Here is a 24098-nt window from a genome sequence, read left to right as displayed (position 1 = left end):
TCCGCGCAAAACTTTGTGTAGTAACAAAACACCCATTGTACGCGGTACAAACGCGGCCTAAAGTCGGGTCCCATCGCGCCGAGAGCGCGGCAAAACCCCCTCTCACATGCAGAAATGGAGCGTTGTGCCGATTCCACGTATTCGCCTGGCGCTGCGGGACTGGGACCACCTCGTCCCGCTGCTCACCGGCCGGGTGCGCGCCCGCGGCGTGGCGCTGGAGATCGAGACCCGCGAGGTCACCCCGGACGTGCTCGCCGAACCGGACCTGCACGGCGGCGAGACGTCCTTCAGCAGGTACGCCCTCGGGCGCGGCGACGGCGACGAGCGGCTCGCCGGGCTGCCGGTGTTCGTGATGCGCGGCTTCCGGCAGCGCTGCGTGCTCGTCCGGAACGACAGCGCGCACACCGCGCCCCGCGACCTGGCGGGCGCGACGATCGGGCTGACCGGATGGCCCGACTCCGGCAACACCTGGACCCGGGCGCTGCTGCGCGCCGACGGCGTCGACCTGTCGGCGATCGAATGGCGCGTCGGCCCGCTGACGACCGGCGAGAGCGGCAAGGACCGGGTCGGGACGCGTCCGCTGCCCGCCAACGTGCGGGTCGCGGACCGCTCGCTGGTCGACGGGCTCGCCGACGGCACCTTCGACGCCGTCTTCACCCCGTTCATGCCGCCGGAGATGTTCACCGCGGACAGCCGCTTCCGGCACCTCTACGGCGACCACCGCCAGGCCGAGAAGGACTACTTCGCCCGGACGGGCTTCGTCCCCGGCATCCACATCCTCGCTCTCAAGCGCGAGGTCGTGGACGAGCACCCGTGGCTCCCCGAGGTGCTGCAGGACGCGTTCGAGGAGTCCAAGCGCGTCTGGCTGGAGCGCCGCCGCCTGCTCACCGACACCACGCCCTGGCTGCTGGACGAGCTGGAGACGCAGGCGCGCCTCTTCGGCGACGACTGGATGCCGTACGGCGCCGAGGCCAACGCCGCGATGATCGCGGCGTTCTGCGAGGAACTGCACGAGCAGGGCATCGCGCCCCGCCCCATCAAGGCCGAGGAGGTCTTCGCGTGAGGATCGCCGTGGGCCAGTTCGCCTCCACCGAGGACTGGCAGACCAACCTCAAGACCTGCGTGACGCTCATCGACGAGGCCGTGGAGGGCGGCGCGGACCTGCTCGTCCTGCCCGAGGACTCCCTCGCCCTGTTCATCGACGAGCCGGAGCGGATCGCCGAGGCCGCGCAGCCCCTCGACGGCCCGTTCGTCACGGGCCTGCTGGAGCACACCGCGGGCTCGCGCACCACCGTCGTCGTCGGGATCCACGAGCCCGCCGGCGGCGGCAAGGTGCACAACACCCTCGCCGCGATCCGCGACGGCCGGATCGTCGCCGTCTACCGGAAGGTCCACCTGTACGACGCGTTCGGCGCGCGGGAGTCCGACCGGGTCCGCCCCGGCGACGGCGAGCCGGTCGTGTTCGACTGCGCCGGCTGGCAGGTGGGGCTCATGACCTGCTACGACGTAAGATTCCCGGAAATGGCCAGGCTGCTGGTCGACGCGGGCGCGGACGTGCTCGCCCTGCCGGCGGCCTGGGTGCGCGGCCCCGCCAAGGAGCGGCACTGGGAGGTCATGGTCACCGCCCGGGCGCTGGAGAACACCTGCTACGTGGCGGCCTCCGGCGAGTGCGGCCGCCGCAACATCGGAGCGAGCATGGTCGTCGACCCGCTCGGCACCGTCCGCGACCGGCTCGCCGACCGGCCCGGGCTGCTGTGGGCGGTCGCCGACCGGGAGGAGCTCGACGAGGCCCGGCGCAGGCTGCCGGTCCTGGCGAACCGGCGCTTCCGGGTCGACCCGTCCATCCGGCCGAGAGAGGAGACGGCATGAGGGGCCGCACGGCGATCTCCGCCGCCCTCGCGGGCGCGCTGCTCGCCGCGACGGCCGCGTGCGGCGCGAACCCGCCCGAGGCCGAGGGGATCCTCGGCGACGGCAAGTCCGCGCAGGGGGCCAAGGCCGCCGACCTGCGCCAGCCCATCGACCACGCGCTGCACGACGCGCTGCCCGCCAAGAACAAGGCGTCCGGCAAGCTGATCTCGGTCAACAACGGCTCGTTCCCGCCGTACGAGATCGCCGGGTCGGACGGCCGGTCGCTGTCGGGGGCCTCGGCCGACCTCGCGACCGCGCTCAGCCAGCTGCTCGGCGTGAAGATCGAGCACGTCACCGTCGACGGGCTGCCCAGCGAGCTGACCGGCATCAAGGCCGGCCGGTACGACTTCGCGCTCGGCCCGATCGGCGACTTCCCCGAGCGGGAGGGCGACAACGTCTTCGTCGACTGGGTCCGCGAGTTCGTCGTGTTCGCCGTCCCGAAGGGCAACCCGAAGCACATCGGGTCCATCGCCGACACCTGCGGGCTGAAGATCTCGGTGATGGCGGGCGGCTCCGCCGAGGACGTCGCCAAGAAGCAGTCCGGGACCTGCGTCCAGCAGGGCAAACCGGCCGTGCAGGTCCAGTCGTACAAGGACCAGCCGACCGCGACCCTCGCCGTCCGCTCGCACCGCGCCGACGCGTTCTTCTCCTCGCAGGCACCGCTCGGCTACTTCGTCAAGCAGTCCGGCGACGACCTGCAGCTCGCGGGCACCGGCAAGGCCAACGGCTTCGACGACCTCTACCAGGGCGCCGTCGTGGCCAAGGACTCGCCGCTGAAGGACGTCCTGCTGCGGGCGATGCGCAAGCTCATGGAGAACGGCACCTACAAGAAGGTCATGACCGAATGGGGCCTGACCGCGAACATGCTCGACGAGCCGGGCGTGAACCTGGCGCCCAGGGAGGGGTGAACCGGCGGTGACCATGACCGAGAAGCGCTCCGGCGACACCGTCGCCGACGTCGACGTGGCCGGCGCCGCGCACGTCCGGCACCCGCTGCGGTGGGTGGCCTCACTGGTCGTGCTGGTCCTCGCGGCCCAGTTCGCCCACCTGCTGTGGACCAACGACAACTTCCAGTGGGACGTCGTCGGCCGCTACGTCAACGCCTCCCTCATCGGGGACGGCATCGCCGTCACGCTCGAACTGACCGTCATCGCGATGGCGGTCGGCATCGCGGGCGGGATCCTGCTCGCGGTCGGACGGCTGTCGGACAACCCGCTGCTGCGCACGGCCTGCGGGCTCTACGTCTGGTTCTTCCGCGGCATCCCCGTGCTCGTGCAGCTGGTCATCTGGTACAACCTGTCGGCGCTGCTGCCGCGCCTCTCGGTCGGGATCCCCTTCGGGCCGGAGTTCGCGCACGGCAGCACCAACCAGCTCATCACCCCGCTGGTCGCGGCGATCCTCGGGCTCGGCCTGAACGAGGCCGCCTACATGGCCGAGATCATCCGCGGCGGGCTGCTCGCCGTCGACCCCGGCCAGACCGAGGCCGCGCAGGCGCTCGGGATGGGCGGCGTCCGCACCTTCCGCCGGATCGTCCTGCCGCAGGCGATGCGGTTCATCGTGCCGCCGACCGGCAGCCAGGTGATCAACATGCTGAAGGCCACCTCGCTGGTCAGCGTGATCGCGCTCGCCGACCTCCTCTACACCGTCCAGTCCATCTACAACCGGACGTTCCAGACCATCCCGCTGCTGCTCGTCGCCTGCCTCTGGTACCTGGTGATCACCTCGATCCTGTACGTCGGGCAGTCGTTCATCGAGCACCACTACGCGCGCGGCGCGACCCGCAACGCCCGGCAGGGCTTCTGGGACTTCGTCCTGATGCGGCGCCGCCGCCCCGTCCCGCCCCCGGAGGTGACCGCTTGAGCACGCTGGAGAAGGACACGCCGCCGGAGGCGTCGCGTACCGGAGTGCCGATGGTCCGCGCCCGCAACGTCCGCAAGAAGTTCGGGCACCTGGAGGTGCTGAAGGGCGTCGACCTCGAGGTGGACCCCGGCGAGGTCGTGGTGGTCCTCGGGCCCTCGGGGTCCGGCAAGTCGACGTTCCTGCGGTGCGTGAACCACCTGGAGACCATCGACGGCGGCTCGGTGCACGTGGACGGCGAGCTGATCGGGTTCAGCGCGTCCGGCGGGAAGGTGCGGCACCTGCGCAAGCGCGAGATCACCCGGCAGCGCCGCGAGATCGGCATGGTGTTCCAGCAGTTCAACCTGTTCCCGCACCTGACCGTCCTGCAGAACGTCATCGAGGCGCCCACCGGCGTGCGCCGGGAGCCCCGCGGGCAGGCGCGCGACCGGGCCCGCGAGCTGCTCGCCAAGGTGGGGCTCGCCGACAAGGCCGACGGCTACCCGCGGCAGCTGTCCGGCGGCCAGCAGCAGCGCGTCGCGATCGCCCGCGCGCTGGCGATGCGGCCGAAGCTGATGCTGTTCGACGAGCCGACGAGCGCCCTGGACCCCGAGCTGGTCGGCGACGTGCTGGAGACGATGAAGACCCTCGCCGAGGAGGGCCTCACCATGATCGTCGTCACGCACGAGATCGGCTTCGCGCGCGAGGTGGCCGACCGCGTGGTGTTCATGGACGGCGGCGTCGTCGTCGAGTCGGGACGCCCCGCCGACGTGCTCGACAACCCGTCCAACGAGCGCACGAAGGCGTTCCTCAGCAAGGTCCTCTGAACCCGTCCGCGCCCGGTCCCGCCCTCCGGGGACCGGGCGCGGCCCTGTCCTCTCGATCAGGAGTCGGTGGAGCCGGTGTGGGCATAGCGCGATGGTCATAGCGGCCGACGAGACCGGTATTTGATCCCTCCGCCGCCGCGGCGGGAGGCTGGGGCGGACCGGGAGGGGTGGGTGGTCGTGGTCGACCTGAACGACTGGCCGGGGAACGAGCTGAGCGACGAGGAGCTGGACGTCGCCTACAACGTGCGGCGCAAGGCCGGGCCGGAACTGTTCGAGCGGCACATGGTCCGGTACCGGGCCGAGTCGGAGGCGGCCGTGGACGGGCTGCCCGGGCACCCCGGGATCGTCTACGACGAGCCGAGCGGCGAGCGGCTGGACGTGTGGGGCGTCGGCGACGACGGCCTGCGGCCGGTGTTCGTTTTCCTGCACGGCGGTTACTGGATGGCGCTGTCGCGAGCGGATTCGTCGTTCATGGCGCGGACGCTCCACGAGCACGGCATCGCGACCGTGGTGCCGGACTACACGCTCGCGCCGCAGGCGACGCTGGAGGAGATCGTCCGGCAGGTGCGCGCGTCCATCGCGTGGGTTCACCGGCACGGCCGCGAGCACGGCCTCGACCCCGACCGGATCGTGGTCGGCGGCAGCTCCGCCGGCGGGCACCTCACCGGCATGACGATGGTCGGCGGGTGGCAGGAGGAGTTCGGGCTCCCTGAGGACGTGGTGAAGGCGGCCATGCCGTTCAGCGGGCTGTTCGACATCCGCCCGATCACCCGCGTCTACGTCAACGAGTACGTGAAGCTGGACGTGGAGCGCGCGGCGGCGCTCAGTCCCGCGCTGCTGGCGGGCGGGCGGCGCTGCCCGGCGGTCGTCGCGGTCGCCGAGCACGACGGCGCCGGGTTCGTCGAGCAGTCCCGGAGGTTCGCGCCGCTGTGGGGCGCGGGCGAGGCGATGGTCGTGCCGGACCGCGACCACTTCGACGTGGTGCTCGACCTCGGCGATCCGGCGTCGGCGGTTTTCCAGGCGCTGCTCGGCCTGGCCGGCTCGCTGTGATCAGGCCGCCGCGATCTTCACGGCCTCGCGGCGCAGGTGGTCGAGCATCAGCCGGGCGGACGGCGTCGGCGCGCGGTGCGCGGGCAGCGTGACGCCGACCTGGCGGCGGACGGTCTCCAGCGGCACCGGCAGCGGCGCGAGGTCGGCGTCGGTCTCGGCGACCAGCTGCGGCAGCGCGGCGATCATGTCGGTGTCGCGGACCAGGGTCCGGACGGTCAGCACCGACGTGCACTCCACCAGGTCGCCGGGCGGCTCCAGGCCGCCGGCGCGGAACACCTGCTCCAGCTCGGCGCGCAGCGCGGTCTGCTCCAGCGGCAGCACCCACGGGTAGTCGAGCAGGTCGGCGAGCGTGAGTCCGGCGCGGGCGCGGGCCGGATGGCCGTGCCGCGCGACCAGCCGGATCGGCTCGCCGTACAGCGTGACCTGGCGCAGCCCGCGCAGGTCGCCGATCGGGTTGAGGCGGCCGAGGATCAGGTCGATCTCGCCGTCCAGCAGCCGCGGCACCTGCGCGTCGAAGGTGGCCTCCTGGACGATCACGGTGATGCCGGGGCGGTCCTTCTTCAGCGCCGCGATCGCGCGGGGCAGCAGCACGTTCGACCCGGCCAGCAGGGTGCCGATGGTGACGGTGCCGACCTCGCCGTCGGCGAGCCCGGTGATCCGCTCGCCGGCGCGGCGCAGCTCGGCCAGCACGGCGCGGGCGTGCTCGACGAACGCGTCGCCGAACATCGTCGGCGTCACGCCGCGCGGTCCGCGGGTGAACAGCTCGACGCCGAGGATGTGCTCGACCTCGCGCAGGCTGCGCGTCACCGCGGGCTGCGCCAGCCGCAGGTGCTCGGCGGCGCGCAGCACGCTGCCCTGGTCGGCGATGGCGACGACGAGGACCAGGTGCCGCAGCTTGAGCCGGCCGTTGAGCAGGTCGATCGCACGCATGCCGCCTTGATATCACAGCCTCGTCATAGCTCTGCGGATCTTTGGTATTTGCAAGGCATAGCTGTCCGGGCGGAGGATCTGATCGTCGGGGCAGGTCACGTCGTGGAGGAGCGGGATGAAGGCTGAGCACTACGTCGGCGGGGTCTTCCGTTCGGACGGACCGGCCTTCCCGCTTGTCTCGCCCGCGGACGGCGCGGAGATCGGCACCGTCCCGGAGGCGCCGCGCGAGGCCGTGGACGACGCGGTCGCGGCGGCGCGCGAGGCGCTGCGCGGCCCCTGGGGCGCGGCCGGCGTCGAGGAGCGGGCCGCCGCGATGCGGCGCATCGCCGACGGGATCCAGGCGCGCTCCGGCGAGTTCGTGGACGCCGAGATCGCCGACACCGGCCGCCCGCGCGCGTTCGCCGAGACCGTCGACGTGCCCCGCGCCATCGGCAACTTCCGCGCCTACGCCGACCTGCTGTACGGGCGGCCCGAGCGCGCCTACACCACGCAGGTGCCGGGCTGGAGCGCCGGCGGCGGGCAGGCCCTGAACTACACGGTGCGGCGCCCGCTCGGCGTCGTCGCGATCATCTCGCCGTGGAACCTGCCGCTGCTGCTGATGACCTGGAAGGTCGCGCCCGCGCTCGCCGCCGGGAACGCGGTCGTCGTCAAGCCGTCGGAGGAGACCCCGTCCACCGCGACGCTGCTCGCCCGGGTCATCGACCAGGCGGGCCTGCCGGCCGGCGCGTTCAACCTCGTGCACGGGCACGGCCCCGGCGCGGCCGGCGAGTTCCTCACCGGGCATCCGGGCGTCGACGCCATCGCGTTCACCGGCGAGTCCGCGACCGGCACGGCGATCATGCGCAACGCGGCCGACCACGTCACGCCGGTCTCGTTCGAGCTGGGCGGCAAGAACCCGGCGCTGGTGTTCGCCGACGCCGACCTCGACGCCGCCGTCGACGGCACCGTCCGCTCGTCCTTCACCCACTCCGGGCAGATCTGCCTGTGCACCGAGCGCGTCTATGTCGAGCGCCCGGTCTTCGACGAGTTCGTGGAGAGGCTCGGCGCACGCGCGAAGGAACTCGCGGACTACGGGCCGATGATCTCCGCCGCACATCGCGACAAGGTGCTGTCGTACTACCGGCTCGCCCGCGAGGAGGGCGCCACCGTGGTCGCGGGCGGCGGCGCGCCGTCGTTCGGCGACGCACGCGACGGCGGCTTCCACGTCGAGCCGACCGTCCTCACCGGACTCCCCGAGACGGCCCGGACCGTCCGCGAGGAGATCTTCGGGCCGGTCTGCCACGTCGCGCCGTTCGACACCGAGGACGAGGCGCTCCGGCTCGCCAACGACAGCCCCTACGGCCTCGCCTCCACCGTGTGGACCCGCGACCTGTCCCGGGCGCACCGGGTCGCGCCGAAGGTGGAGACCGGCATCGTCTGGGTGAACTGCTGGAACCTGCGCGACCTCCGCACGCCCTTCGGCGGCGTCAAGGCGTCCGGGATCGGCCGCGAAGGGGGAGAGTACTCACTGGACTTCTTCTCCGAGCCCGTCAACGTGTGCATCCAGATCTGAGAGCGAGCCAAGTGACCAGCGACATCGACGCGGCGGCCGAGCGCATCCTCGGCGCCTACGCCTCGGGCGTCCCGTGCGAGCCCGTCCGCGACCTCATCGCGACCGCCGACGACGCCTACGCCGTGCAGGACCGGATGACCGAGCGGTGGCTCGGGGAGGGGCGGCGGCTGTCCGGCCGCAAGATCGGCCTGACCTCCCGCGCCGTCCAGGAGCAGATGCGGGTCGACAGCCCCGACTTCGGGATGCTGTACGCCGACATGGCCGTCCCGGACGGCGACGAGATCCCGGCCGGCGCCGTCCTGCAGCCGCGCGTCGAGGCGGAGGTCGCGCTCGTGCTGGAGCACGACCTCGCGCACGAGCGGCACACCGTCGCCGACCTCATCCGCGCGACCGCGTTCGCGCTCCCGGCCATCGAGATCGTCGGCAGCCGCATCCGCGACTGGGACATCACGCTCGCCGACACCGTCGCCGACAACGCCTCGTCCGGCATGTACGCGCTCGGCAACCGGCCCGTCCGGCTCGAGGACGTCGACCTGCGGCTGTGCGGGATGGTCATCGAACGGCGCGGCGAGCAGCTGTCCAGCGGCACCGGCGCCGCCTGCCTCGGCCATCCGCTGAACGCCGCGCTGTGGCTCGCCGACACCCTCGCCCGCGTCGGCCGCCCGCTGCGCGCCGGCGACACGGTGCTGACCGGCGCGCTCGGCCCGGTCGTGCCCGCCGCGCCCGGCGACGTGTTCGAAGCCCGCATCGACGGCCTCGGCGACGTCCGCGTCGCGTTCGGCCGCGCCGACCAGGACAGGGAGGAATCGTGACCGTTGACGTGCACGCGCTCGCCGCGACGCTGGACGACGCCGCCCGGGACGTCCGCGCGATCCCGAAGCTCACCGACGCCGCGCCGTTCGACGTGGCGACCGCCTACGCGGTGCAGCGCGAGCTGGTCGAGCACCGGATCCGGCGCGGGGAGCGGCTCTCCGGCGTGAAGATGGGCTTCACCAGCCGCGCGAAGATGGTCCAGATGGGCGTGGACGACGTCATCTGGGGCCTGCTCACCGACCGGATGCAGGCCGGGGACGCGGCGGACCTGTCGAACCTCATCCACCCGCGGATCGAACCGGAGATCGTGTACCTGATCGGCCGCGAGGTCCGCTCCGTCGCCGAGGTCGAGTCGGCCGTGGCGGGCGTCGCCGTCGGCTTCGAGATCCTCGACTCCCGCTACGCGGACTTCAAGTTCACGCTCCCGGACGTCGTCGCCGACAACGCCTCCGCCGCCCTCTACGGGTTCGGCGCCTGGCACGAGCCGCGCGACCTGTCCAACATCGGGCTGCTCATGGAGATCGACGGGCGGCCGGTGCAGACCGGGTCGTCCGCCGCGATCCTCGGCGACCCGGCCCGGTCGCTGCGCGCCGCCGCCCGGCTCGCGCTCGGCGCCGGGATGGCCCTCGAACCCGGCTGGGTGGTGCTGGCCGGCGCCGCGACGGCCGCCGTCCCGCTGCCCAAGGACGCCCACGTCCGCGTCACCGGAGCCGGCCTCGGCAGCGCGGAGGTGACGACCCGGTGAGCGATGCGATCCTCGTCGAGGGCAAGGCCAAGCCGCGCGGGCGGTTCCCGCATGTGAAGCGGGCCGGGGACTTCGTGTTCGTCTCCGGCACCAGCTCGCGGCGGCCCGACGGCACGTTCGCCGGCGCGAGCGCCGACCCGATGGGCGTCACCGACCTCGACATCCGCGTGCAGACCCGCGCCGTCATCGGCAACATCGCCGACCTGCTGCAGGCCGCCGGGGGAGGGCTGGCCGACGTCGTCAGCGTCACCACCTACCTGGTGAGCATGAACGACTTCGGCGGCTACAACGAGGTCTACGGCGAGTACTTCGACGAGACCGGCCCGGCCCGCACCACCGTCGCGGTCCACCAACTCCCGCACCCGCACCTGCTCATCGAGATCTCGTGCGTCGCCCACATCCCACGCAACGGCGAGGAGGCCGGAGCATGACCCTGCCGCAGCTGACGTTCGGACGCCCCTTCAACTTCCAGGCGTGGATCGACGAGCACCGCGACCTGCTGAAGCCGCCGGTCGGGAACGTCCAGGTGTTCGACGACGCCGGGCTGATCGTCATGGTGGTCGGCGGGCCCAACCAGCGCACCGACTTCCACGACGACCCGACCGAGGAGTTCTTCTACCAGCTCAGGGGCAACATGGTCCTGCGGGTCATGGAGGAGGAGGGCAAGCCGCCCACCGACCTTCAGATCAACGAGGGCGACGTGTTCCTGCTGCCGCCGCACGTGCGGCACTCCCCGCAGCGGCCCGAGGAGGGCTCGATCGGCCTCGTGGTGGAGATCCCGCGGCCCGAGGGGCTCACGGAGGCGTTCGAGTGGTACTGCACCGAGTGCCACCACCTCGTGCACCGCGCCGAACTTCAGGTCCGCTCGATCGTGGACGACCTGCCGCCCGCGTTCGAGGGCTTCTACGGCGGCGACCGCGAATGCCCGAACTGCGGCGCCGTCCACCCGGGCCGCCGGTGGCCCGAATCCATGGTCCCCAAGACGGCGCCGCGCGCCTGACCCCCTCGCGTTCGACGGAGCTCCAGTGACAGTCATCGACGTCCACGCCCATGTCTTCCCCCGGCTCGGCCGTGCCGAGGGCCGGATCCTCGCCGACGGCGGTGAGCCGTGGCTGCGCGTCCACGGCGACGGCACCGGCATGATGATGAGCGGCGACCGGGAGTACCGGCCGGTCGAGGAGGGGCTGTGGGACCCCGCGCGGCGGGTGGCCGACATGGACGCCGCCGGAGTCGACGTCCAGGCCGTCTCGTCCACCCCGCTGATGTTCGGGTACGAGGCCGAGCCGTCCCGCGCCGCCGACTGGTGCGACCTGGTCAACGACCGCATCCTCGCATTCTGCGCGGACGCGCCGGACCGGCTGCTGCCGCTCTGCCAGGTCCCCTTGCAGGACCCGGCGCTGGCCTGCGAGGTCGCGACGCGCGCGGCGGCGGCCGGGCACCGCGGCGTGCACATCGGCAACCACGTCGGAGACCGGAACCTGGACGACCCCGGCATCACCGCGTTCCTCGCGCACTGCGCGCGGATCGGCCTGCCCGTGCTCGCGCACCCGTGGGACATGCTCGGCGCCGACCGGATGCGGGGGCACATGCTGCCGTGGCTGTCGGGCATGCCCGCCGAGACGCAGCTGAGCATCCTCGGGCTGATGCTGTCCGGCGCGTTCGAGCGGATCCCCGCGTCGCTGCGGCTGTGCTTCTGCCACGGCGGCGGCAGCCTCGCCTTCACGCTCGGACGCGCCGACAACGCCTGGCACCGGCGCGACATCGTCCGCGCCGACTCGCCGCGCCCGCCGTCGGAGTACACCGACCGGTTCTTCGTCGACTCCGCCGTGTTCGACCCGCGCGCGCTCCGGCTGCTGGTGGAGGTGATGGGCGCCGACCGCGTCATGCTCGGCACCGACTACCCGTTCCCGCTCGGAGAGCAGGAACCGGGCGCGACCATACGAGCGTGTCCCGGCCTGGACGACGCCGACTGCGCCAAGCTGCTCGGCGGCAACGCGCAGGCGTTCTTCGCGCCCGCTACGGTCCCTGTCGCCGGCACGGCCGGCACGGCCGGCACGGCGGTCGCGGGGAGCGCGTCGTGAGCGCGGAACGGGAGGCCCTGGAGCGCGAGGCGCTGCGGCTGGACGAGACCGACCCGCTGCCCACGCTGCGCGGGGAGTTCCTGATCCCGCCCGCGCCCGGCGGGACGTATCCCGAGGCCGCCTACTTCGCCGGCAACTCCCTCGGCCTCCAGCCGAAGGCCGTCGCGGGCCGCCTGCGCGAGGAGCTCGACGACTGGGCGCGGCTCGCCGTCGAGGGCCACACGCAGGCGCGCCGCCCGTGGGTCGACTACCACGAACTGCTCCGCGAGCCCGCCGCCCGCCTCGTCGGCGCGCTGCCGCACGAGGTCGTCGCGATGAACTCGCTGACGGTCAACCTGCACCTGATGATGGCGAGCTTCTACCGGCCGTCCGGAGACCGCACCCGCATCGTCATCGAGGACTCGGCGTTCCCGTCCGACTCCTACGCGGTCGCCAGCCAGGCGATCCACCACGGGCTCGACCCCGCGGACGCGGTCGTCCGGCTGGCGCCGCGCCCGGGCGAGGACAACCTGCGCACCGAGGACGTCCTGGCGTTCCTCGAACGCGAGGGCGGCACGGTCGCGCTGCTGATGCTGGGCGGCGTCAACTACCTGACCGGCCAGCTCATGGACATGCCCGCGATCACCAAGGCGGGCCGCGCCGCCGGCGCCGTCGTCGGCTGGGACCTCGCGCACGCCGCCGGGAACGTCCCGCTGCGGCTGCACGACTGGGACGTCGACTTCGCCGCCTGGTGCACCTACAAATACCTCAATAGCGGGCCGGGCGCGGTCGCGGGCTGCTTCGTCCACGAACGGCACGTCGCCGACCCGTCGGTGCCGAAGCTGTCGGGCTGGTGGGGCACCGAGCCGTCCGTCCGGTTCCGGATGGAGCCCGACATCGCGCCGCCCGCCTCCGCCGACGCCTGGCAGCTGTCCAACCCGCCGATCCTCGCGCTGGCGCCGGTGCTGGCCTCCCTGGAGATCTTCGACCGGGTCGGGATGGCGGCGCTGCGCGCCCGCAGCGAGCGGCTCACCGGCTACCTCGCGGCCCGGCTCGCCCCGCTGCGCGGCGTCCAGGTGATCACTCCGGACGACCCGGCGGCGCGCGGCAGCCAGCTGTCGCTGCGGGTGGCGGGCGCGGAGGGCGCCGGGGGACTGGTGCGGCGGCTCGCCGAGACCCACGGTGTGGTCGCCGACGCACGCGAGCCGGACGTCGTGCGGTTCGCCCCCGTGCCGCTGTACTGCACGTTCCACGACTGCCACCGCGCGGCCGTCGCGCTCGATGATCTGACTTAGGTGTGTCGGGGTTCCCTCCGGGCCCGCATGGGGTAGGTTCGTTGCTGTCGCCGCGACCGGCCAGGTGCGGCGGCCAAGCAGTCTCGAACGTTTGCTTTATGAAACGCCCGCAGAAGTTCAAGACGAGGGCGTTCTCCGTTGCAGCTCCGGGTGAATCCGGGCGGACGTGAGATGAGTCCGCTTGCAGCCCGGCCGCCGTCCGGCGGCTGGTGATTCCGTTCACCCAGAGGAGAACATCATGGCCGAAGGCACCGTGAAGTGGTTCAACGCCGAAAAGGGCTTCGGGTTCATCGCCCCCGACGGCGGCGGCCCGGACGTGTTCGTCCACTACTCGGCGATCACCTCCAACGGCTACCGGAGCCTGGACGAGAACCAGCGCGTCGGCTTCGAGATCACCCAGGGCCAGAAGGGCCCGCAGGCCGAGGGTGTCTACCCGCTGTAAGGCCGGCGTTCAACGCGTGAATCGGCCGGGGACGTCCGCCGTCCCCGGCCTTTCGCATGCCTGCCCGCCGTAGGTCGCGGCGTCGATGCCGACGGCCCGCAGGAGCAGCCGGTCACGGGCGCGGTCGGGGAGCTTCGCGAGCGCCGCCATCATCCGGGCGTCCCGGCCGACCAGATAGCGCGACTTCGGGCGGCGCTCGGTCAGCGCCCTGACGATCGTCTTCACGGCCGAGTCGACCGGTCCCGGCTTCGCCCGGGCGTTGAACTCGCCCATCTTCGTACTGACCCCTTCGTAGAGGCGCTGAGCGTCGGCGTCGCCGCGCCATCCGGTCACGCGCCGCGAGGCGCCGGACTTGCCGAAGATATCGGTGTCCAGCAGGCCGGGCTCGATCACGCACACCTCGACGCCGAGCGGCCGCATCTCCACCCGCAGCGCCTCGGTGACCGACGCCAGCGCCGCCTTGGACGCGGCGATCGGCCCGAACGCGGGGCCGCTCATCCTCGAACTCACGGCGCCGATGTTGACGATCCGGCCCTTCGCGGCGCGCAGCATCGGCAGCACCGCCTGGGTCATCGCGATCTGGCCGACCACGTTGACGTCGAACTGCCGGCGCCAGTCCTCCAGCGGCACCAGTTCCACGGGGCCCTCGACGATGACGCCGGCGTTGTTGACCAGCGCGTCCAGGCGCCCGCCGGTGCGCGCGGCGATCTCCTTGGCGGCGGCGTCGACCGTCTCCTCGTCGATCAGGTCGACGACGAGGGGATGCGCCCCGCCGGGGACCCGGCCGGCGTCGGACGGCCGCCGCACCCCGGCGTACACCTCCCAGCCCAGTTCGGTCAGCCTGCGGACGGCCGCGGAGCCGACCCCGCCGGCCGCGCCCGTGATCAGTACGGTTCGAGTGCTCATGCCGCCGATGCTGCGCCCCCCGGCCCGGCCGGACAAGATTAGAGTTAACGCTATTAACGCCACTGACAGGCATGCGCGAAGCGAGGTGACCGGTCCTGCCCTCCCCGACCGCCGACGTGCGGCGCAAGGAACTCGGCGACTTCCTGCGGTCCCGCCGCGCTCGGCTGCGGCCGCAGGAGGCGGGCATCGTCCCCGGCCCGCGGCGCCGGACGCCGGGGCTGCGCCGCGAGGAGGTCGCGACGGCGGCCGGCGTCAGCCTCACCTGGTACACCTGGCTGGAGCAGGGCCGCGTCAACGGGGTGTCGCGGCAGGTCCTCGACAGCCTGGCCCGCGCGCTGCTGCTCGGCGAGGCCGAGCACCGGCACCTGCTGGAACTGGCGGGGGAGCCCGCCGCCGAGCCGCCGGAGCCGGCCGCGGTGACGCGCGAGGTGCGCGACCTGCTCGCCATGGTCGAACCGAACCTCGCCCACGTGGTGACCCGCTGCTTCGACCTCGTCGCCTGGAACGCGCCGGTGGAGGCGCTGCTGCGCACCATGCCCGAACGGCCCGCGGGCGACGACCTCAACGTCGTCTGGCTGATGTTCCACAACGCCTGGATGCGCGAGCGGTTCGCCGAGTGGGAGGCCGAGGCCCGCTGGCTGACCGCGCTGCTGCGCAACGAGTCCGGGCGGCAGGCCGGAAACCCCCGCTTCCAGCGGCTCGTGGCGCGGCTGGCCGCCACCAGCCCCGATTTCCGCGCGTTCTGGGCGTCCCACGAGATCACCCCGTTCACGCCGTCCGAGCGGGTGTTCCGCCACCCGGCCTTCGGGGAGATCACGCTCCGCTACATGAAGATCAATGTCGAGAACGATCCGGATCAGAGCGTCCTCGTGCACTACGCGCCGCCCGGGTCGGCCACGGCGGCGATCCTCGCCCGTCTCTCAGGGGCGTAGCTCCCGGACGGGGGGCTCGACCGGCGGTCCGGCGGGCGCCGCGACCGGGGCGGGACGCGGGCGCAGCGCGCCGGCGAACAGCAGCGTCGGCGCGACGATGCAGGTGATGAGCGCGAACGCGGCCGGGTAGGACAGCGCGCCCGCCGCCCAGCCCGTCACCGCCGGCGCCGTCAGCCCGGACAGGTAGGTGATCGTGGCGACGCCCGCCACGCCCTCGCCCGGGGTGTTCCCGGCATTGCCGGCCGCCGCGAACACCAGCGGGACGACGGTCGCGACGCCGGTGCCGAGCAGCGCGAAACCGGCGATGCCCGGCACCGCGCTGCGCGCCGCCACCACCAGGACGCCGCCGAGCACGGCGACGCCCCCGCCGCAACGCACGACCATCGCGGGACCGAACCGGCGGACGAGCCGGTCGCCGGCGAGCCGGGTCGCCGCCATGCACGCCATGAAGACCGTGTAGCTGGCGGCGGCCAGTCCCGGGCCCGCGTCCGCGACCTTGGTGAGGTAGACCGCCGACCAGTCGGCGCTCGCGCCCTCGGCGAACGTCGCGCAGAACCCGACGACGCCGATCGCCGCGATCGCCCGGTTCGGCAGCGCGAACCGGCGCGGCGCCGGGGCGTCCGCGTCGGCCCGGTCGGGGAGCAGGCCGCGGCCCGCCGCGGCGCCCGCGGCGAGCAGGAGCAATGCGACCACGCCAAGGTGCACGCGGGCGTCCACCCCGGCGTGCGCGGCGAGGATGCCGACACCACCCGCGGCGAGGCTCCCGACGGCCCACAGCCCGTGCAGACCCGACATGATCGGCCGCTTCAGGTGCCGTTCCACCGACACCGCGTGGCCGTTCATCACCACGTCCGACATCCCGGCGGCCATCCCGTAGACCAGCATGGCGGCGAACAGGAAGCCGGGCGCGGGCGACAGCGCGGGCAGCGCCAGGGCCGCGGCCCAGAAGGCGATCAGGGCGCGGGTGGCGGTGCGCTCCCCGATGCGGTGCGCGATCCGGCTCGCGGTCGGCATCGTGGCGAACGCGCCGATGGAGGGGCACAGGAGGGCGAGCCCGAGGAGCGTGGCGCCGAGGTGGAGGTGGTCCTGGATCCAGGGGATGCGGGTCGCGAGGGTGCCCGCGACGGCGCCGTGGACGGCGAAGACCGCGGCGATGGCGCGATGGGGACGGCTCATGGTCACAGAAACTAACAGGCAGGCTTCCTGATGAAAAGCGGATCGGGCAGCCTCCCTGACTAATATGGCTCCCGTGAAGACCGCCGACCCGACGATGGCCCGCGCGATCAACGACCGGCTCGCCCTGGACCTGCTGCTCGAACGGGGCCCGCTCACCGCGCCGCAGCTGCGCGCGCTGACCGGGCTGTCCCGGCCGACGGTGTCCGACCTGGTCGAGCGGCTGCGCGCGGACGGGCTGATCGAGGTCACCGGGGAGGCCGGCGCCGACCGGCGCGGCCCGAACGCCCGGCTCTACGGCCTGGTCGCCGGCCGCGCCCACGTCGCCGGGGTCGACCTGCGCCGCGACGCCGTGCACGTCGCGGTCGCCGACCTCGCCGGGAACCCGGCCGGGGCGTCCTCCCGCCCGCTGCCGGCCGCCCCGGACCTGCCGGCCCTGATCGGCGAGGCGGTCGCCGACACCGCGGGCGGCATCGACCTGCACGCCGTCGTGGTCGGCACCCCCGGCCTGATCCATCCGGGCACCGGCCTGGTGACCGACGGCGACATGCCCGGCTGGCGCCCCGACCTGCTCCCGGCCCTGCGGGACCGGACCACCGCGCGCGTCGTCGTGGAGAACGAGGTCAACCTGGCCGCCATCGCCGAACACCGCGACGGCGCCGCCGCGGGCCACGACGACTTCGCGCTGCTGTGGCTGGACGACGGCGTCGGCGCCGCGATCGTGCTCGACGGGCGGCTGCGGCGCGGCGCGTCCGGCGGCGCGGGCGAGGTCGGGATGCTCCGGTTCGGCGGCGCCGGGTTCTGTGACCTGGTCGATCTGGCGTCCGCCGGGGACCTGGACGCCGAGACGTTCGCCGACCGCGTCGCCGAGGGCGCGTTCGCCCTGGTCGCGGTGCTGGACCCGGGCCTGGTCGTGCTCGGCGGCGTGCTCGGCCGCCGCGGCGGCGACCGCCTCGCCGGCCTGGTCGGCGCCCGGCTGGCCGTCCTGAGCCCCGCCGCCACCGCGGTGCGGCCGGCCGCGTACGACGGCGACGCGGTGCTGCGCGGCGCCGTCCTCACCGCGCTCGACCTCGCCCGCGACGACGTCTTCGGCCGGCCGGTCGCCGCGGGCTGACCGCCGCCCGCGTCCCCGGTCGTCTCACGGGAGCGGAGCCGTCAGCCGCGGGGCAGCCGCTCGCCCGTGCGCAGCCGGTCCAGGCCCAGCCAGATGAACTCCAGCGCCATCTGCTCGGCCCGCTCGCGCGGCGTGTCGGGATGCTCCAGCCACCACGACACCATCGACAGCATCGACCCGTACATCAGCGGGACGAGCAGCCGCGCCCGCCGCTCGTTCACCTCGAGGGCGGCGCGCGACAGCTTCGGGTCGGCGCGGCGGCGGCGCAGCAGCAGGTCGGCGAACGCGGTGCCGAGCCGCTCGCGCAGCTCCCGCAGCTCCAGCCCGACCTCCGGCTTGTCGAGGTGCCGGACCACCAGCGCCCACGCGTCGGGCTCCTCGGTCGCGTAGTCGAACAGCACCCGGATCATCGCCCGGATGCCGCCCGCCGTGCCGTGCGCGGCGGGCACCGCCTGGTTCAGCCGCCCGGTCAGCTCGGTGACGATCGCCTCCGTCACCTCGGCGAACAGCTCCTCCTTGGACACGAAGTGCTGGTACAGCAGCGCCTTGGACACCTGCGCCGCCGCGGCGACGTGCTCCATCTGCGTCAGGTGGTAGCCGCGCCGGCCGAACTCCTCCAGCGCCACCTGGAGCAGCTGCTCGCGCCGCCGGGCGTACGGCATCCGGCGCCGCACGCCCGGCCCCGCCGCGGGCGGTCCCGCGTCCCCCGTGCCGTCGGTCATGTGCCGAGGTACTTGCCCAGCTCGGCGCGCGCCACGGAGCGGACGTGGACCTCGTCCGGCCCGTCGGCGAGGCGCAGGGTGCGCAGGCCCGCCCACATCGCGGCGAGCGGGGTGTCGTCGCTGACGCCGGCGCCGCCGTGCACCTGGATCGCCTTGTCGACGACGTCCAGCGCCACCCGCGGCGCGATCACCTTGATCGCCGCGACCTCGGACCGCGCGGCCTGCACGCCCTGCTTGTCGATCAGCCACGCGGTCTTGAGGGTGAGCAGCCGGGCCTGCTCGATCGCCATCCGCGACTCGGCGATCTGCTGGCGCACCACGCCCTGCTTGGCGAGCGGGCCGCCGAACGCCACGCGGGACGCCGCGCGCTCGCACATCAGCTCCAGCGCCCGCTCGGCCATCCCGATCGCGCGCATACAGTGGTGGATGCGGCCGGGCCCGAGCCGCGCCTGCGCGATCGCGAAGCCGCCGCCCTCCTCGCCGACGAGGTTCTCCACCGGCACCCGGACGTCGGTGAAGGTGATCTCGCAGTGGCCGTGCTGGTCCTGGTAGCCGAACACGGGCAGCGGCCGGACGACCTCGACCCCGGGCGCGTCCAGCGGCACCAGCACCATCGACTGCTGCCGGTAGGGGTGGCCCTCCGGGTCGGTCTTGCCCATCACGATCATGATCTTGCAGCGCGGGTCGGCGGTGCCGCTGATCCACCACTTGCGGCCGTTGACCACGTAGTGGTCGCCGTCGCGCTCGATCCGGGTGGAGATGTTGGTGGCGTCCGAGCTCGCCACCTCCGGCTCCGTCATCGCGAACGCGCTGCGGATCTCGCCGTCGAGCAGCGGCCTCAGCCACCGCTCCTTCTGCTCGGGCGTGCCGAACAGGTGCAGGACCTCCATGTTGCCGGTGTCGGGGGCCGCGCAGTTCGTCGCCTCCGGCGCGAGGCTGGGGGAGCGGCCCGTGATCTCGGCGAGCGAGGCGTAGTCGGTGACGCTCAGGCCGTGTGCGGGGTCCTCGCTGTCGGGAAGGAACAGGTTCCAGAGGCCGCGCTTGCGCGCCTCCACCTTGAGGTCCTCGACGATCCGCGGGACGTGGTGCTCGCGGCCCTGCGCGCGCAGCTCCGCCCGCTGCGCCGCGTAGACCGGTTCCGCCGGGTAGACGTGGGAGTCCATGAAGTCCTGGAGGCGGCCGAGGTGCTCCTGGGCCCGCTCGCTCAAACCGAAGTCCATTCCGCTAGAGTAACTGACGAGTCAGTTACTTGGGAGGGGAGTCCCGATGGCAGCCTTCGACGGAACCGGCAAGGTCGCGCTGATCACCGGTGGATCCAACGGCATCGGCGCCGCCGTCGCCCGCCGGCTGGCCCGCGCCGGCGCCCGGGTCGTGCTCGCCGACGTCGACGCCGAGGCCGGCGCCGCGCTCGCCAAGGAGCTGGACGGCGCGTTCGTCCGGTGCGACGTCCGCGAGCCCGCCGACAGCGAGGCCGCCGTCGCCACCGCCGTCGAGCGCTTCGGCGGCCTGGACGTGGCGTTCCTCAACGCCGGCATCGCCGGAGGCGGGCGGCTGGACGAGACCTTCGACCCCGCCGTCTACCGCCGCGCGATGGGCATCAACCTCGACGGCGTCGTCTACGGGGTGCACGCCGCGCTGCCCGCGCTCCGCGGCCGCGGCGGCGGGAACATCATCGCGACGGCCAGCATGGCCGCGCTCACCGCGACGCCCTTCGACCCCGTCTACGGCGCGAACAAGGCCGCCGTCGTCGGCCTCGTCCGCGCCCTCGGCCCGACCTACGAGCCCGAGGGGATCCGGGTCAACGCGCTGTGCCCGTCGTTCGCCGACACCGCGATTCTCGGCGAGATGAAGGGGCAGCTCCAGGAGAGCGGGTTCCCGGTCCTGGAGGTGAGCGACGTGGTCGAGGCCTTCATGCGGATCCTCGAGGCCGACGGCGCCGGCGAGGCGTGGTACGTGGTGCCGGGCCGCCCGTCCGAGCCCTTCAGGTTCCGCGGCGTCCCCGGCCCGCGCTGATCCGTTCTTCGAACCAGCACCCGAACAGGAGAGTCATGCGCGCGATCCAGATCACCGAGTTCGGCGGCCCCGAGGTGCTGAACGTCGCCGAGCTGCCCGACCCGGTCGCCGGGCCCGGGCATCTGCTCGTCGACGTCTCCCGCGCCGGCGTCAACTACGCCGACACCCACCAGGCCGAGAACAGCTACCTGTCGGAGTCGACGCTGCCGATGGTGCCGGGCGGCGAGGTCGTCGGCACCACGCCGGACGGGCGCCGCGTCGTCGCGCTCGTCGGCACCGGCGGGTACGCCGAGAAGGCCGTCGCGCCGGAGCCGCTGGCCTGGGAGGTCCCGGACGCGATCGACGACGTCACCGCGCTCGGGATGATCGTCCAGGGCGCGTCGGCGTGGGTGCTGCTGCGCCGCAGCGTGCACCTGGCGCCGGGGGAGTCGGTCGTCGTGCACGCCGCCGCCGGCGGCGTCGGCACCCTCGCCGTCCAGCTCGCCAAGGCCTGGGGCGCCGGACGCGTCATCGCCACCGCCTCCTCCGAGGACAAGCGCGCCCTCGCCCTCGAACTCGGCGCCGACGCGGCGATCGACGCCAACGAGCCCGACCTCAAGGACGCGCTCATCGAGGCCAACGGCGGCCGCCGCGTCGACGCCGTCCTGGAGATGACCGGCGGGACCGTCACCGACCAGAGCCTGAAGGCGCTCGCGCCGTTCGGCCGGCTCGCGTTCTACGGCATGGCCTCCCGCAAGGAGCCGTCGCCGGTCCGGCCCGCCTCGCTGATGTCGCACTCCACCACGATCGCGGGCATGTGGCTGCCGCACGTGTTCCAGCTGCCCGGCGACGTGATGCGCGCCGCGCTGGACGAGCTGTTCGTCCTGGCCGCGGACGGCCGGCTGCGCGTCGTCGGCGGCGGCGAGTACGGCCTCACCGAGGTCCGCCGCGCCCACGAGGACCTGCGCGCCCGCCGCACCACCGGCAAGCTCGTCCTGGACCCGGCCCGCTGAGCCCTCAGCCCACCAGGCCGTTCTCGTAGGCGAACACCACGGCCTGGGTGCGGTCGCGCAGCGCCAGCTTGGTCAGCACGTGCCCGACGTGCGTCTTGACCGTCTGCTCGGCCAGCACCAGCTCGGCGGCGATCTCGGCGTTGGACAGCCCGCGCGCGATGAGCCGCAGCACGTCCATCTCGCGCGGGGTGAGCCCCGCCGTCGCCGCCGGGCTCGGCCGCTGGTGGCGGCGCCGGCGCGCGAAGTCGCCGATCAGCCGCCGGGTGATCGACGGCGCGAGCAGCGCGTCCCCCGCCGCCACCACCCGCACCCCGGCCACCAGGTCGGCCGCCGAGGCGTCCTTCAGCAGGAACCCGCTGGCCCCCGCGCCGAGCGCCTCGTAGACGTACTCGTCCAGGTCGAACGTGGTGAGCATCAGGATCTTCGGCCGCACGTCCGCCGGATCGCCGTCGGCCCGGGCGGGCTCGCCGATCAGCTCGGCGGTCGCGGCGAGGCCGTCCATCTCCGGCATCCTGATGTCCATCACCACGACGTCCGGATCCAGCGCGCGGGCCATGTCCACGGCCTCCCGCCCGTTCCCCGCCTGCCCGATCACCTCGATCTGCGGGTCGGAGGACAGCAGCGCCGCGAGCCCGTCGCGGATCATCACCTGGTCGTCGGCGATCAGCACCCGAATCGTCACGACGCCACCCTACGGCGAATGATCAGGTCCCGTACGGCAGCTCGGCCGCGACGGCCCAGCCGGCCGGGTCGCGCGGCCCCGCCGCCAGCTCGCCGCCGAGCATGGTGACGCGCTCGCGCATGCCGACCAGGCCGTGCCCGCCGCCCTCCGAGGCGTCCGGGGCGCGGCGCGCCCCGTCGTCGGCGACGGTCACCGCGAGCGCCTCCCGGCCGTACTTGATCTCCACGTGGACGCTGGATCCCGGCGCGTACCGGGCGGCGTTGCTGAGCGACTCCTGGACGATCCGGTAGGCCGACAGGTCCACCCCGGCGTCCAGCGGGCGCGGCATCCCGACGACCACCGTGGCGACCGACAGCCCGGAGTTGCGGGCCGCCGCGGCCAGCTCGTCGAGCCGGTCCAGGCCCGGGCTCGGGGCGCGCTCGGCGCCCTCGTCGTCCGAGCGCAGCAGCCCCACCACGCGGCGGGTCTCGGTGAGCGCCTCGCGGGCCGCGTCCCGCACCACCCCGAACGTCTCCCGGGCGGAGTCCGGCAGGTCGGGGATCTTGAACGGCGCGGCCTCGGCCTGCATCGCGATCACCGACATGTGGTGCGCGACGACGTCGTGCAGCTCGCGGGCGATGCGGGCGCGCTCCTCCAGCACCGCCTGGCGGGCCAGGTCCTGCCGGTGCTGCTCCTCGCGCAGGCGCAGCTGCGCCTCCGCGGACCGGCGGCCGCCGACCGCGTCGCCGAAGGTCAGCACGACCGCGGTGATCCCGGCGAGGATCATGCCGAACCAGCCCGGCATGCCGAGCAGCACGGCGGGCAGCAGCACCCCCACGATCGTGACCGCGCCGACGCCGAGCGTCACCTCCCGGTCGCAGCCGACCCCGGTGAAGAACAGCACGACCACCAGCGCCAGGATCGCGGTCACCGGCCAGGGCATGAACCCGGTGCCGTGCCGGACGAACACGGTGATCAGCAGCCCGATGGCGGCGATGCGCCAGGAGGCCAGCGGCCAGCGGGCCGCGAAGACCAGCGGGGTCGCCATCAGCACGCCGAGCGGCCAGGCCGCGCCCGCGTCCACGTGGTACTGGTCGATGGAGATCGCGATGGACCCGGCGGTGAACCCGATCGTCAGGGCGAGCAGGAGGCCCAGGATGGGCACGCGCAGCAGCAGCCGGCGCGGCAGCAGGGTGACGGCCGGGTCGTCGCGGCCCGGGAGGAGGGCCGAGGAGACGCCGGCGAGCAGCCTCGGCCGGCCGCCGGTGTCGGAGCGGTGTGGTTCGTTCATCTCGTTGCGAGCCTAGAGCGCCCCGCGCCGTGTCCGCCTGCCTCCGGGGAGGGAGATCCGGCCGCCCCCGCTGGTATCACCCCTGCCCAGCGGGCGGACGGCGCTTCCATGCTTTCCCGATTGACTTTATAGGGATTGTGGTCCACCCTATTGGGCGTGACGATCTCCATCTCGCTGCACGAGCGGCTGCACGTCGATCTGCGCCGCCAGGCCAGCGCGCTGTGTCGCCGGACGACCCGCTGACGCCGACCCGCCGGGACCCGCCGGCGGGGGAGCCGCTCCGGAACGTCCGACCGCACAGCTGAGGAGAACGAGGACATGACCACGGCCACGACCGAATTCGGCGCGCCCGAGCCCGGCGCGTCCGCCGCGGAGGGTTCGAAGGACACGGGCGCGCCGTTCGCGCCGCCGCGGCTCGCCGAGCGGGCCCGCGCGCTCGCGGCGAACCCGGAGGAATGGATCCACCGCGTCCGGCTCGACCCGCAGGGCCGCTGGTACGAGCGGATCCACCAGGACGCCGACCACGAGATCTGGCTGATCAGCTGGCTGCCCGGCCAGTCCACCGGCTTCCACGACCACGGCGGCTCCGCCGGCGCCTTCGCGGTCGCCCTCGGCACGCTGGAGGAGCACCGCGTGCGCGCCCGGCGCGAGGTCGGCTCCGGGCAGGTCCGCTCGTTCGGGCCCGACTACGTCCACGACGTCCGCAACACCTCGGACGCGCCCGCGGTGAGCGTGCACGTGTACTCGCCGCCGCTGTCGACCATGCGCCGCTACGACGTGGACACCGGCGGCGAACTCGTCCGGCTCGCCGCGGAGTCGGCCGACGACTGGTGACA

At 73.5% G+C, this 24098-nt stretch carries 27 protein-coding genes; 20 read left to right on the top strand and 7 right to left on the bottom strand.

Annotated features, from left to right (window positions below):
* Positions 1 to 124: 124 nt before the first annotated feature.
* From ACA514_RS39300 to ACA514_RS39275, 6 genes are all read left to right on the top strand, one after another.
* Positions 125 to 1063, top strand: a complete 939-nt coding sequence (locus ACA514_RS39300; RefSeq protein WP_375046380.1) for a hypothetical protein — start codon at positions 125 to 127, stop codon at positions 1061 to 1063.
* Positions 1060 to 1869 carry a deaminated glutathione amidase gene (locus ACA514_RS39295; protein ID WP_375046379.1) on the top strand — a complete coding sequence of 270 codons (810 nt, stop codon included), beginning with the start codon at positions 1060 to 1062 and terminating at the stop codon, positions 1867 to 1869. The genes ACA514_RS39300 and ACA514_RS39295 overlap by 4 nt, the downstream gene beginning before the upstream one ends.
* The gene (locus tag ACA514_RS39290) at positions 1866 to 2816 is read left to right on the top strand and encodes an ABC transporter substrate-binding protein (protein ID WP_375046378.1); all 951 of its coding nucleotides are present in this window, start codon (positions 1866 to 1868) and stop codon (positions 2814 to 2816) included. The genes ACA514_RS39295 and ACA514_RS39290 overlap by 4 nt, the downstream gene beginning before the upstream one ends.
* Before the next feature lie 13 nt (positions 2817 to 2829).
* The gene (locus tag ACA514_RS39285) at positions 2830 to 3768 is read left to right on the top strand and encodes an amino acid ABC transporter permease (RefSeq protein WP_375046442.1); all 939 of its coding nucleotides are present in this window, start codon (positions 2830 to 2832) and stop codon (positions 3766 to 3768) included.
* 50 nt (positions 3769 to 3818) lie between these two features.
* Positions 3819 to 4571: an amino acid ABC transporter ATP-binding protein gene (locus ACA514_RS39280; RefSeq protein ID WP_375046441.1), complete on the top strand. Its 753-nt coding sequence runs from the start codon at positions 3819 to 3821 to the stop codon at positions 4569 to 4571.
* 171 nt (positions 4572 to 4742) lie between these two features.
* Entirely contained in the window at positions 4743 to 5621 is an 879-nt protein-coding gene (locus ACA514_RS39275) for an alpha/beta hydrolase (RefSeq protein ID WP_375046377.1), read from the top strand.
* Here the strand turns inward: ACA514_RS39275 and ACA514_RS39270 are convergent, their stop codons facing one another.
* Positions 5622 to 6551 carry a LysR substrate-binding domain-containing protein gene (locus tag ACA514_RS39270; RefSeq protein WP_375046376.1) on the bottom strand — a complete coding sequence of 310 codons (930 nt, stop codon included), beginning with the start codon at positions 6549 to 6551 and terminating at the stop codon, positions 5622 to 5624. It abuts the gene before it with no gap.
* A 115-nt stretch (positions 6552 to 6666) separates the two neighbouring features.
* Here ACA514_RS39270 and ACA514_RS39265 point away from each other — a divergent pair, with 115 nt between their 5' ends.
* From ACA514_RS39265 to ACA514_RS39230, 8 genes are all read left to right on the top strand, one after another.
* A complete protein-coding gene (locus ACA514_RS39265; RefSeq protein ID WP_375046375.1) occupies positions 6667 to 8103 on the top strand; it encodes a 2-hydroxymuconic semialdehyde dehydrogenase in 1437 nt (478 codons plus the stop codon).
* A gap of 11 nt (positions 8104 to 8114) precedes the next feature.
* Complete coding sequence (locus ACA514_RS39260) at positions 8115 to 8915, top strand: 2-keto-4-pentenoate hydratase (protein ID WP_375046374.1); 801 nt, start codon at positions 8115 to 8117, stop codon at positions 8913 to 8915.
* Entirely contained in the window at positions 8912 to 9661 is a 750-nt protein-coding gene (locus tag ACA514_RS39255) for a 2-keto-4-pentenoate hydratase (protein WP_375046373.1), read from the top strand. Before ACA514_RS39260 ends, ACA514_RS39255 begins: the two co-directional genes overlap by 4 nt.
* Positions 9658 to 10092, top strand: a complete 435-nt coding sequence (locus ACA514_RS39250; protein ID WP_375046372.1) for a RidA family protein — start codon at positions 9658 to 9660, stop codon at positions 10090 to 10092. Before ACA514_RS39255 ends, ACA514_RS39250 begins: the two co-directional genes overlap by 4 nt.
* On the top strand, positions 10089 to 10661 hold the full coding sequence (locus ACA514_RS39245; protein WP_375046371.1) for a 3-hydroxyanthranilate 3,4-dioxygenase: 573 nt from the start codon (positions 10089 to 10091) through the stop codon (positions 10659 to 10661). The genes ACA514_RS39250 and ACA514_RS39245 overlap by 4 nt, the downstream gene beginning before the upstream one ends.
* 25 nt (positions 10662 to 10686) lie before the next feature.
* A complete protein-coding gene (locus tag ACA514_RS39240; protein WP_375046370.1) occupies positions 10687 to 11742 on the top strand; it encodes an amidohydrolase family protein in 1056 nt (351 codons plus the stop codon).
* Positions 11739 to 13016, top strand: a complete 1278-nt coding sequence (gene kynU, locus ACA514_RS39235) for a kynureninase (protein ID WP_375046369.1) — start codon at positions 11739 to 11741, stop codon at positions 13014 to 13016. Before ACA514_RS39240 ends, kynU begins: the two co-directional genes overlap by 4 nt.
* Before the next feature lie 238 nt (positions 13017 to 13254).
* The gene (locus tag ACA514_RS39230) at positions 13255 to 13458 is read left to right on the top strand and encodes a cold-shock protein (protein WP_285920686.1); all 204 of its coding nucleotides are present in this window, start codon (positions 13255 to 13257) and stop codon (positions 13456 to 13458) included.
* A gap of 9 nt (positions 13459 to 13467) precedes the next feature.
* Here the strand turns inward: ACA514_RS39230 and ACA514_RS39225 are convergent, their stop codons facing one another.
* Entirely contained in the window at positions 13468 to 14364 is an 897-nt protein-coding gene (locus ACA514_RS39225) for an SDR family NAD(P)-dependent oxidoreductase (RefSeq protein WP_375046368.1), read from the bottom strand.
* 116 nt (positions 14365 to 14480) lie between these two features.
* On the opposite strand from ACA514_RS39225, the gene ACA514_RS39220 reads away from it, so the two are divergent.
* Positions 14481 to 15296, top strand: a complete 816-nt coding sequence (locus ACA514_RS39220) for a helix-turn-helix transcriptional regulator (protein ID WP_375046367.1) — start codon at positions 14481 to 14483, stop codon at positions 15294 to 15296.
* Here ACA514_RS39220 and ACA514_RS39215 read toward each other — a convergent pair.
* The gene (locus ACA514_RS39215; RefSeq protein WP_375046366.1) at positions 15285 to 16472 is read right to left on the bottom strand and encodes an MFS transporter; all 1188 of its coding nucleotides are present in this window, start codon (positions 16470 to 16472) and stop codon (positions 15285 to 15287) included. The genes ACA514_RS39220 and ACA514_RS39215 overlap by 12 nt on opposite strands.
* A gap of 73 nt (positions 16473 to 16545) precedes the next feature.
* Here ACA514_RS39215 and ACA514_RS39210 point away from each other — a divergent pair, with 73 nt between their 5' ends.
* Entirely contained in the window at positions 16546 to 17583 is a 1038-nt protein-coding gene (locus ACA514_RS39210) for an ROK family transcriptional regulator (RefSeq protein ID WP_375046365.1), read from the top strand.
* Positions 17584 to 17624: 41 nt separating this feature from the next.
* Here the strand turns inward: ACA514_RS39210 and ACA514_RS39205 are convergent, their stop codons facing one another.
* Together ACA514_RS39205 and ACA514_RS39200 are read right to left on the bottom strand one after the other, a co-directional pair.
* Positions 17625 to 18305, bottom strand: coding sequence for a TetR/AcrR family transcriptional regulator (locus tag ACA514_RS39205; RefSeq protein ID WP_375046364.1), 681 nt, complete (start codon positions 18303 to 18305; stop codon positions 17625 to 17627).
* Positions 18302 to 19525, bottom strand: coding sequence for an acyl-CoA dehydrogenase family protein (locus ACA514_RS39200; protein WP_375046363.1), 1224 nt, complete (start codon positions 19523 to 19525; stop codon positions 18302 to 18304). The genes ACA514_RS39205 and ACA514_RS39200 overlap by 4 nt, the downstream gene beginning before the upstream one ends.
* A gap of 46 nt (positions 19526 to 19571) precedes the next feature.
* Here ACA514_RS39200 and ACA514_RS39195 point away from each other — a divergent pair, with 46 nt between their 5' ends.
* Positions 19572 to 20318, top strand: coding sequence for an SDR family oxidoreductase (locus ACA514_RS39195; RefSeq protein WP_375046362.1), 747 nt, complete (start codon positions 19572 to 19574; stop codon positions 20316 to 20318).
* 35 nt (positions 20319 to 20353) lie between these two features.
* The gene (locus ACA514_RS39190; protein WP_375046361.1) at positions 20354 to 21310 is read left to right on the top strand and encodes a zinc-binding alcohol dehydrogenase family protein; all 957 of its coding nucleotides are present in this window, start codon (positions 20354 to 20356) and stop codon (positions 21308 to 21310) included.
* Between the two features lie 4 nt (positions 21311 to 21314).
* On the opposite strand, the gene ACA514_RS39185 is transcribed toward ACA514_RS39190, so the two are convergent.
* Entirely contained in the window at positions 21315 to 21992 is a 678-nt protein-coding gene (locus ACA514_RS39185; RefSeq protein ID WP_375046360.1) for a response regulator, read from the bottom strand.
* Between the two features lie 22 nt (positions 21993 to 22014).
* Positions 22015 to 23262, bottom strand: a complete 1248-nt coding sequence (locus ACA514_RS39180) for a sensor histidine kinase (protein ID WP_375046359.1) — start codon at positions 23260 to 23262, stop codon at positions 22015 to 22017.
* A 156-nt stretch (positions 23263 to 23418) separates the two neighbouring features.
* Between ACA514_RS39180 and ACA514_RS39175 the strand changes: the two genes are divergently transcribed.
* The gene (locus ACA514_RS39175) at positions 23419 to 23505 is read left to right on the top strand and encodes a putative leader peptide (protein ID WP_375046440.1); all 87 of its coding nucleotides are present in this window, start codon (positions 23419 to 23421) and stop codon (positions 23503 to 23505) included.
* A 75-nt stretch (positions 23506 to 23580) separates the two neighbouring features.
* Positions 23581 to 24096 (top strand): cysteine dioxygenase family protein, encoded by a 516-nt coding sequence (locus ACA514_RS39170; RefSeq protein WP_375046358.1) that lies wholly within the window; start codon positions 23581 to 23583, stop codon positions 24094 to 24096.
* The last annotated feature ends 2 nt before the right edge of the window (positions 24097 to 24098 follow it).

This window comes from Actinomadura sp. NTSP31 (genome assembly GCF_041951385.1).
Lineage (GTDB): Bacteria > Actinomycetota > Actinomycetes > Streptosporangiales > Streptosporangiaceae > Spirillospora > Spirillospora napierensis.
The sequence above is the reverse complement of the archived record's forward strand: the minus strand, read 5'-3'. Positions and strand labels throughout refer to the sequence as shown.

Excerpts from the sequence above, each read along its gene's own strand:
- ACA514_RS39290 (WP_375046378.1), top strand. The coding sequence starts at position 1,866 with ATGAGGGGCCGCACGGCGATCTCCGCCGCCCTCGCGGGCGCGCTGCTC.
- ACA514_RS39285 (WP_375046442.1), top strand. The coding sequence starts at position 2,830 with ATGACCGAGAAGCGCTCCGGCGACACCGTCGCCGACGTCGACGTGGCC.
- ACA514_RS39280 (WP_375046441.1), top strand. The coding sequence starts at position 3,819 with ATGGTCCGCGCCCGCAACGTCCGCAAGAAGTTCGGGCACCTGGAGGTG.
- ACA514_RS39270 (WP_375046376.1), bottom strand. The coding sequence starts at position 6,551 with ATGCGTGCGATCGACCTGCTCAACGGCCGGCTCAAGCTGCGGCACCTG.
- ACA514_RS39265 (WP_375046375.1), top strand. The coding sequence starts at position 6,667 with ATGAAGGCTGAGCACTACGTCGGCGGGGTCTTCCGTTCGGACGGACCG.
- ACA514_RS39245 (WP_375046371.1), top strand. The coding sequence starts at position 10,089 with ATGACCCTGCCGCAGCTGACGTTCGGACGCCCCTTCAACTTCCAGGCG.
- ACA514_RS39230 (WP_285920686.1), top strand. The coding sequence starts at position 13,255 with ATGGCCGAAGGCACCGTGAAGTGGTTCAACGCCGAAAAGGGCTTCGGG.
- ACA514_RS39225 (WP_375046368.1), bottom strand. The coding sequence starts at position 14,364 with ATGAGCACTCGAACCGTACTGATCACGGGCGCGGCCGGCGGGGTCGGC.
- ACA514_RS39215 (WP_375046366.1), bottom strand. The coding sequence starts at position 16,472 with ATGAGCCGTCCCCATCGCGCCATCGCCGCGGTCTTCGCCGTCCACGGC.
- ACA514_RS39205 (WP_375046364.1), bottom strand. The coding sequence starts at position 18,305 with ATGACCGACGGCACGGGGGACGCGGGACCGCCCGCGGCGGGGCCGGGC.
- ACA514_RS39200 (WP_375046363.1), bottom strand. The coding sequence starts at position 19,525 with ATGGACTTCGGTTTGAGCGAGCGGGCCCAGGAGCACCTCGGCCGCCTC.
- ACA514_RS39195 (WP_375046362.1), top strand. The coding sequence starts at position 19,572 with ATGGCAGCCTTCGACGGAACCGGCAAGGTCGCGCTGATCACCGGTGGA.
- ACA514_RS39190 (WP_375046361.1), top strand. The coding sequence starts at position 20,354 with ATGCGCGCGATCCAGATCACCGAGTTCGGCGGCCCCGAGGTGCTGAAC.
- ACA514_RS39180 (WP_375046359.1), bottom strand. The coding sequence starts at position 23,262 with ATGAACGAACCACACCGCTCCGACACCGGCGGCCGGCCGAGGCTGCTC.
- ACA514_RS39170 (WP_375046358.1), top strand. The coding sequence starts at position 23,581 with ATGACCACGGCCACGACCGAATTCGGCGCGCCCGAGCCCGGCGCGTCC.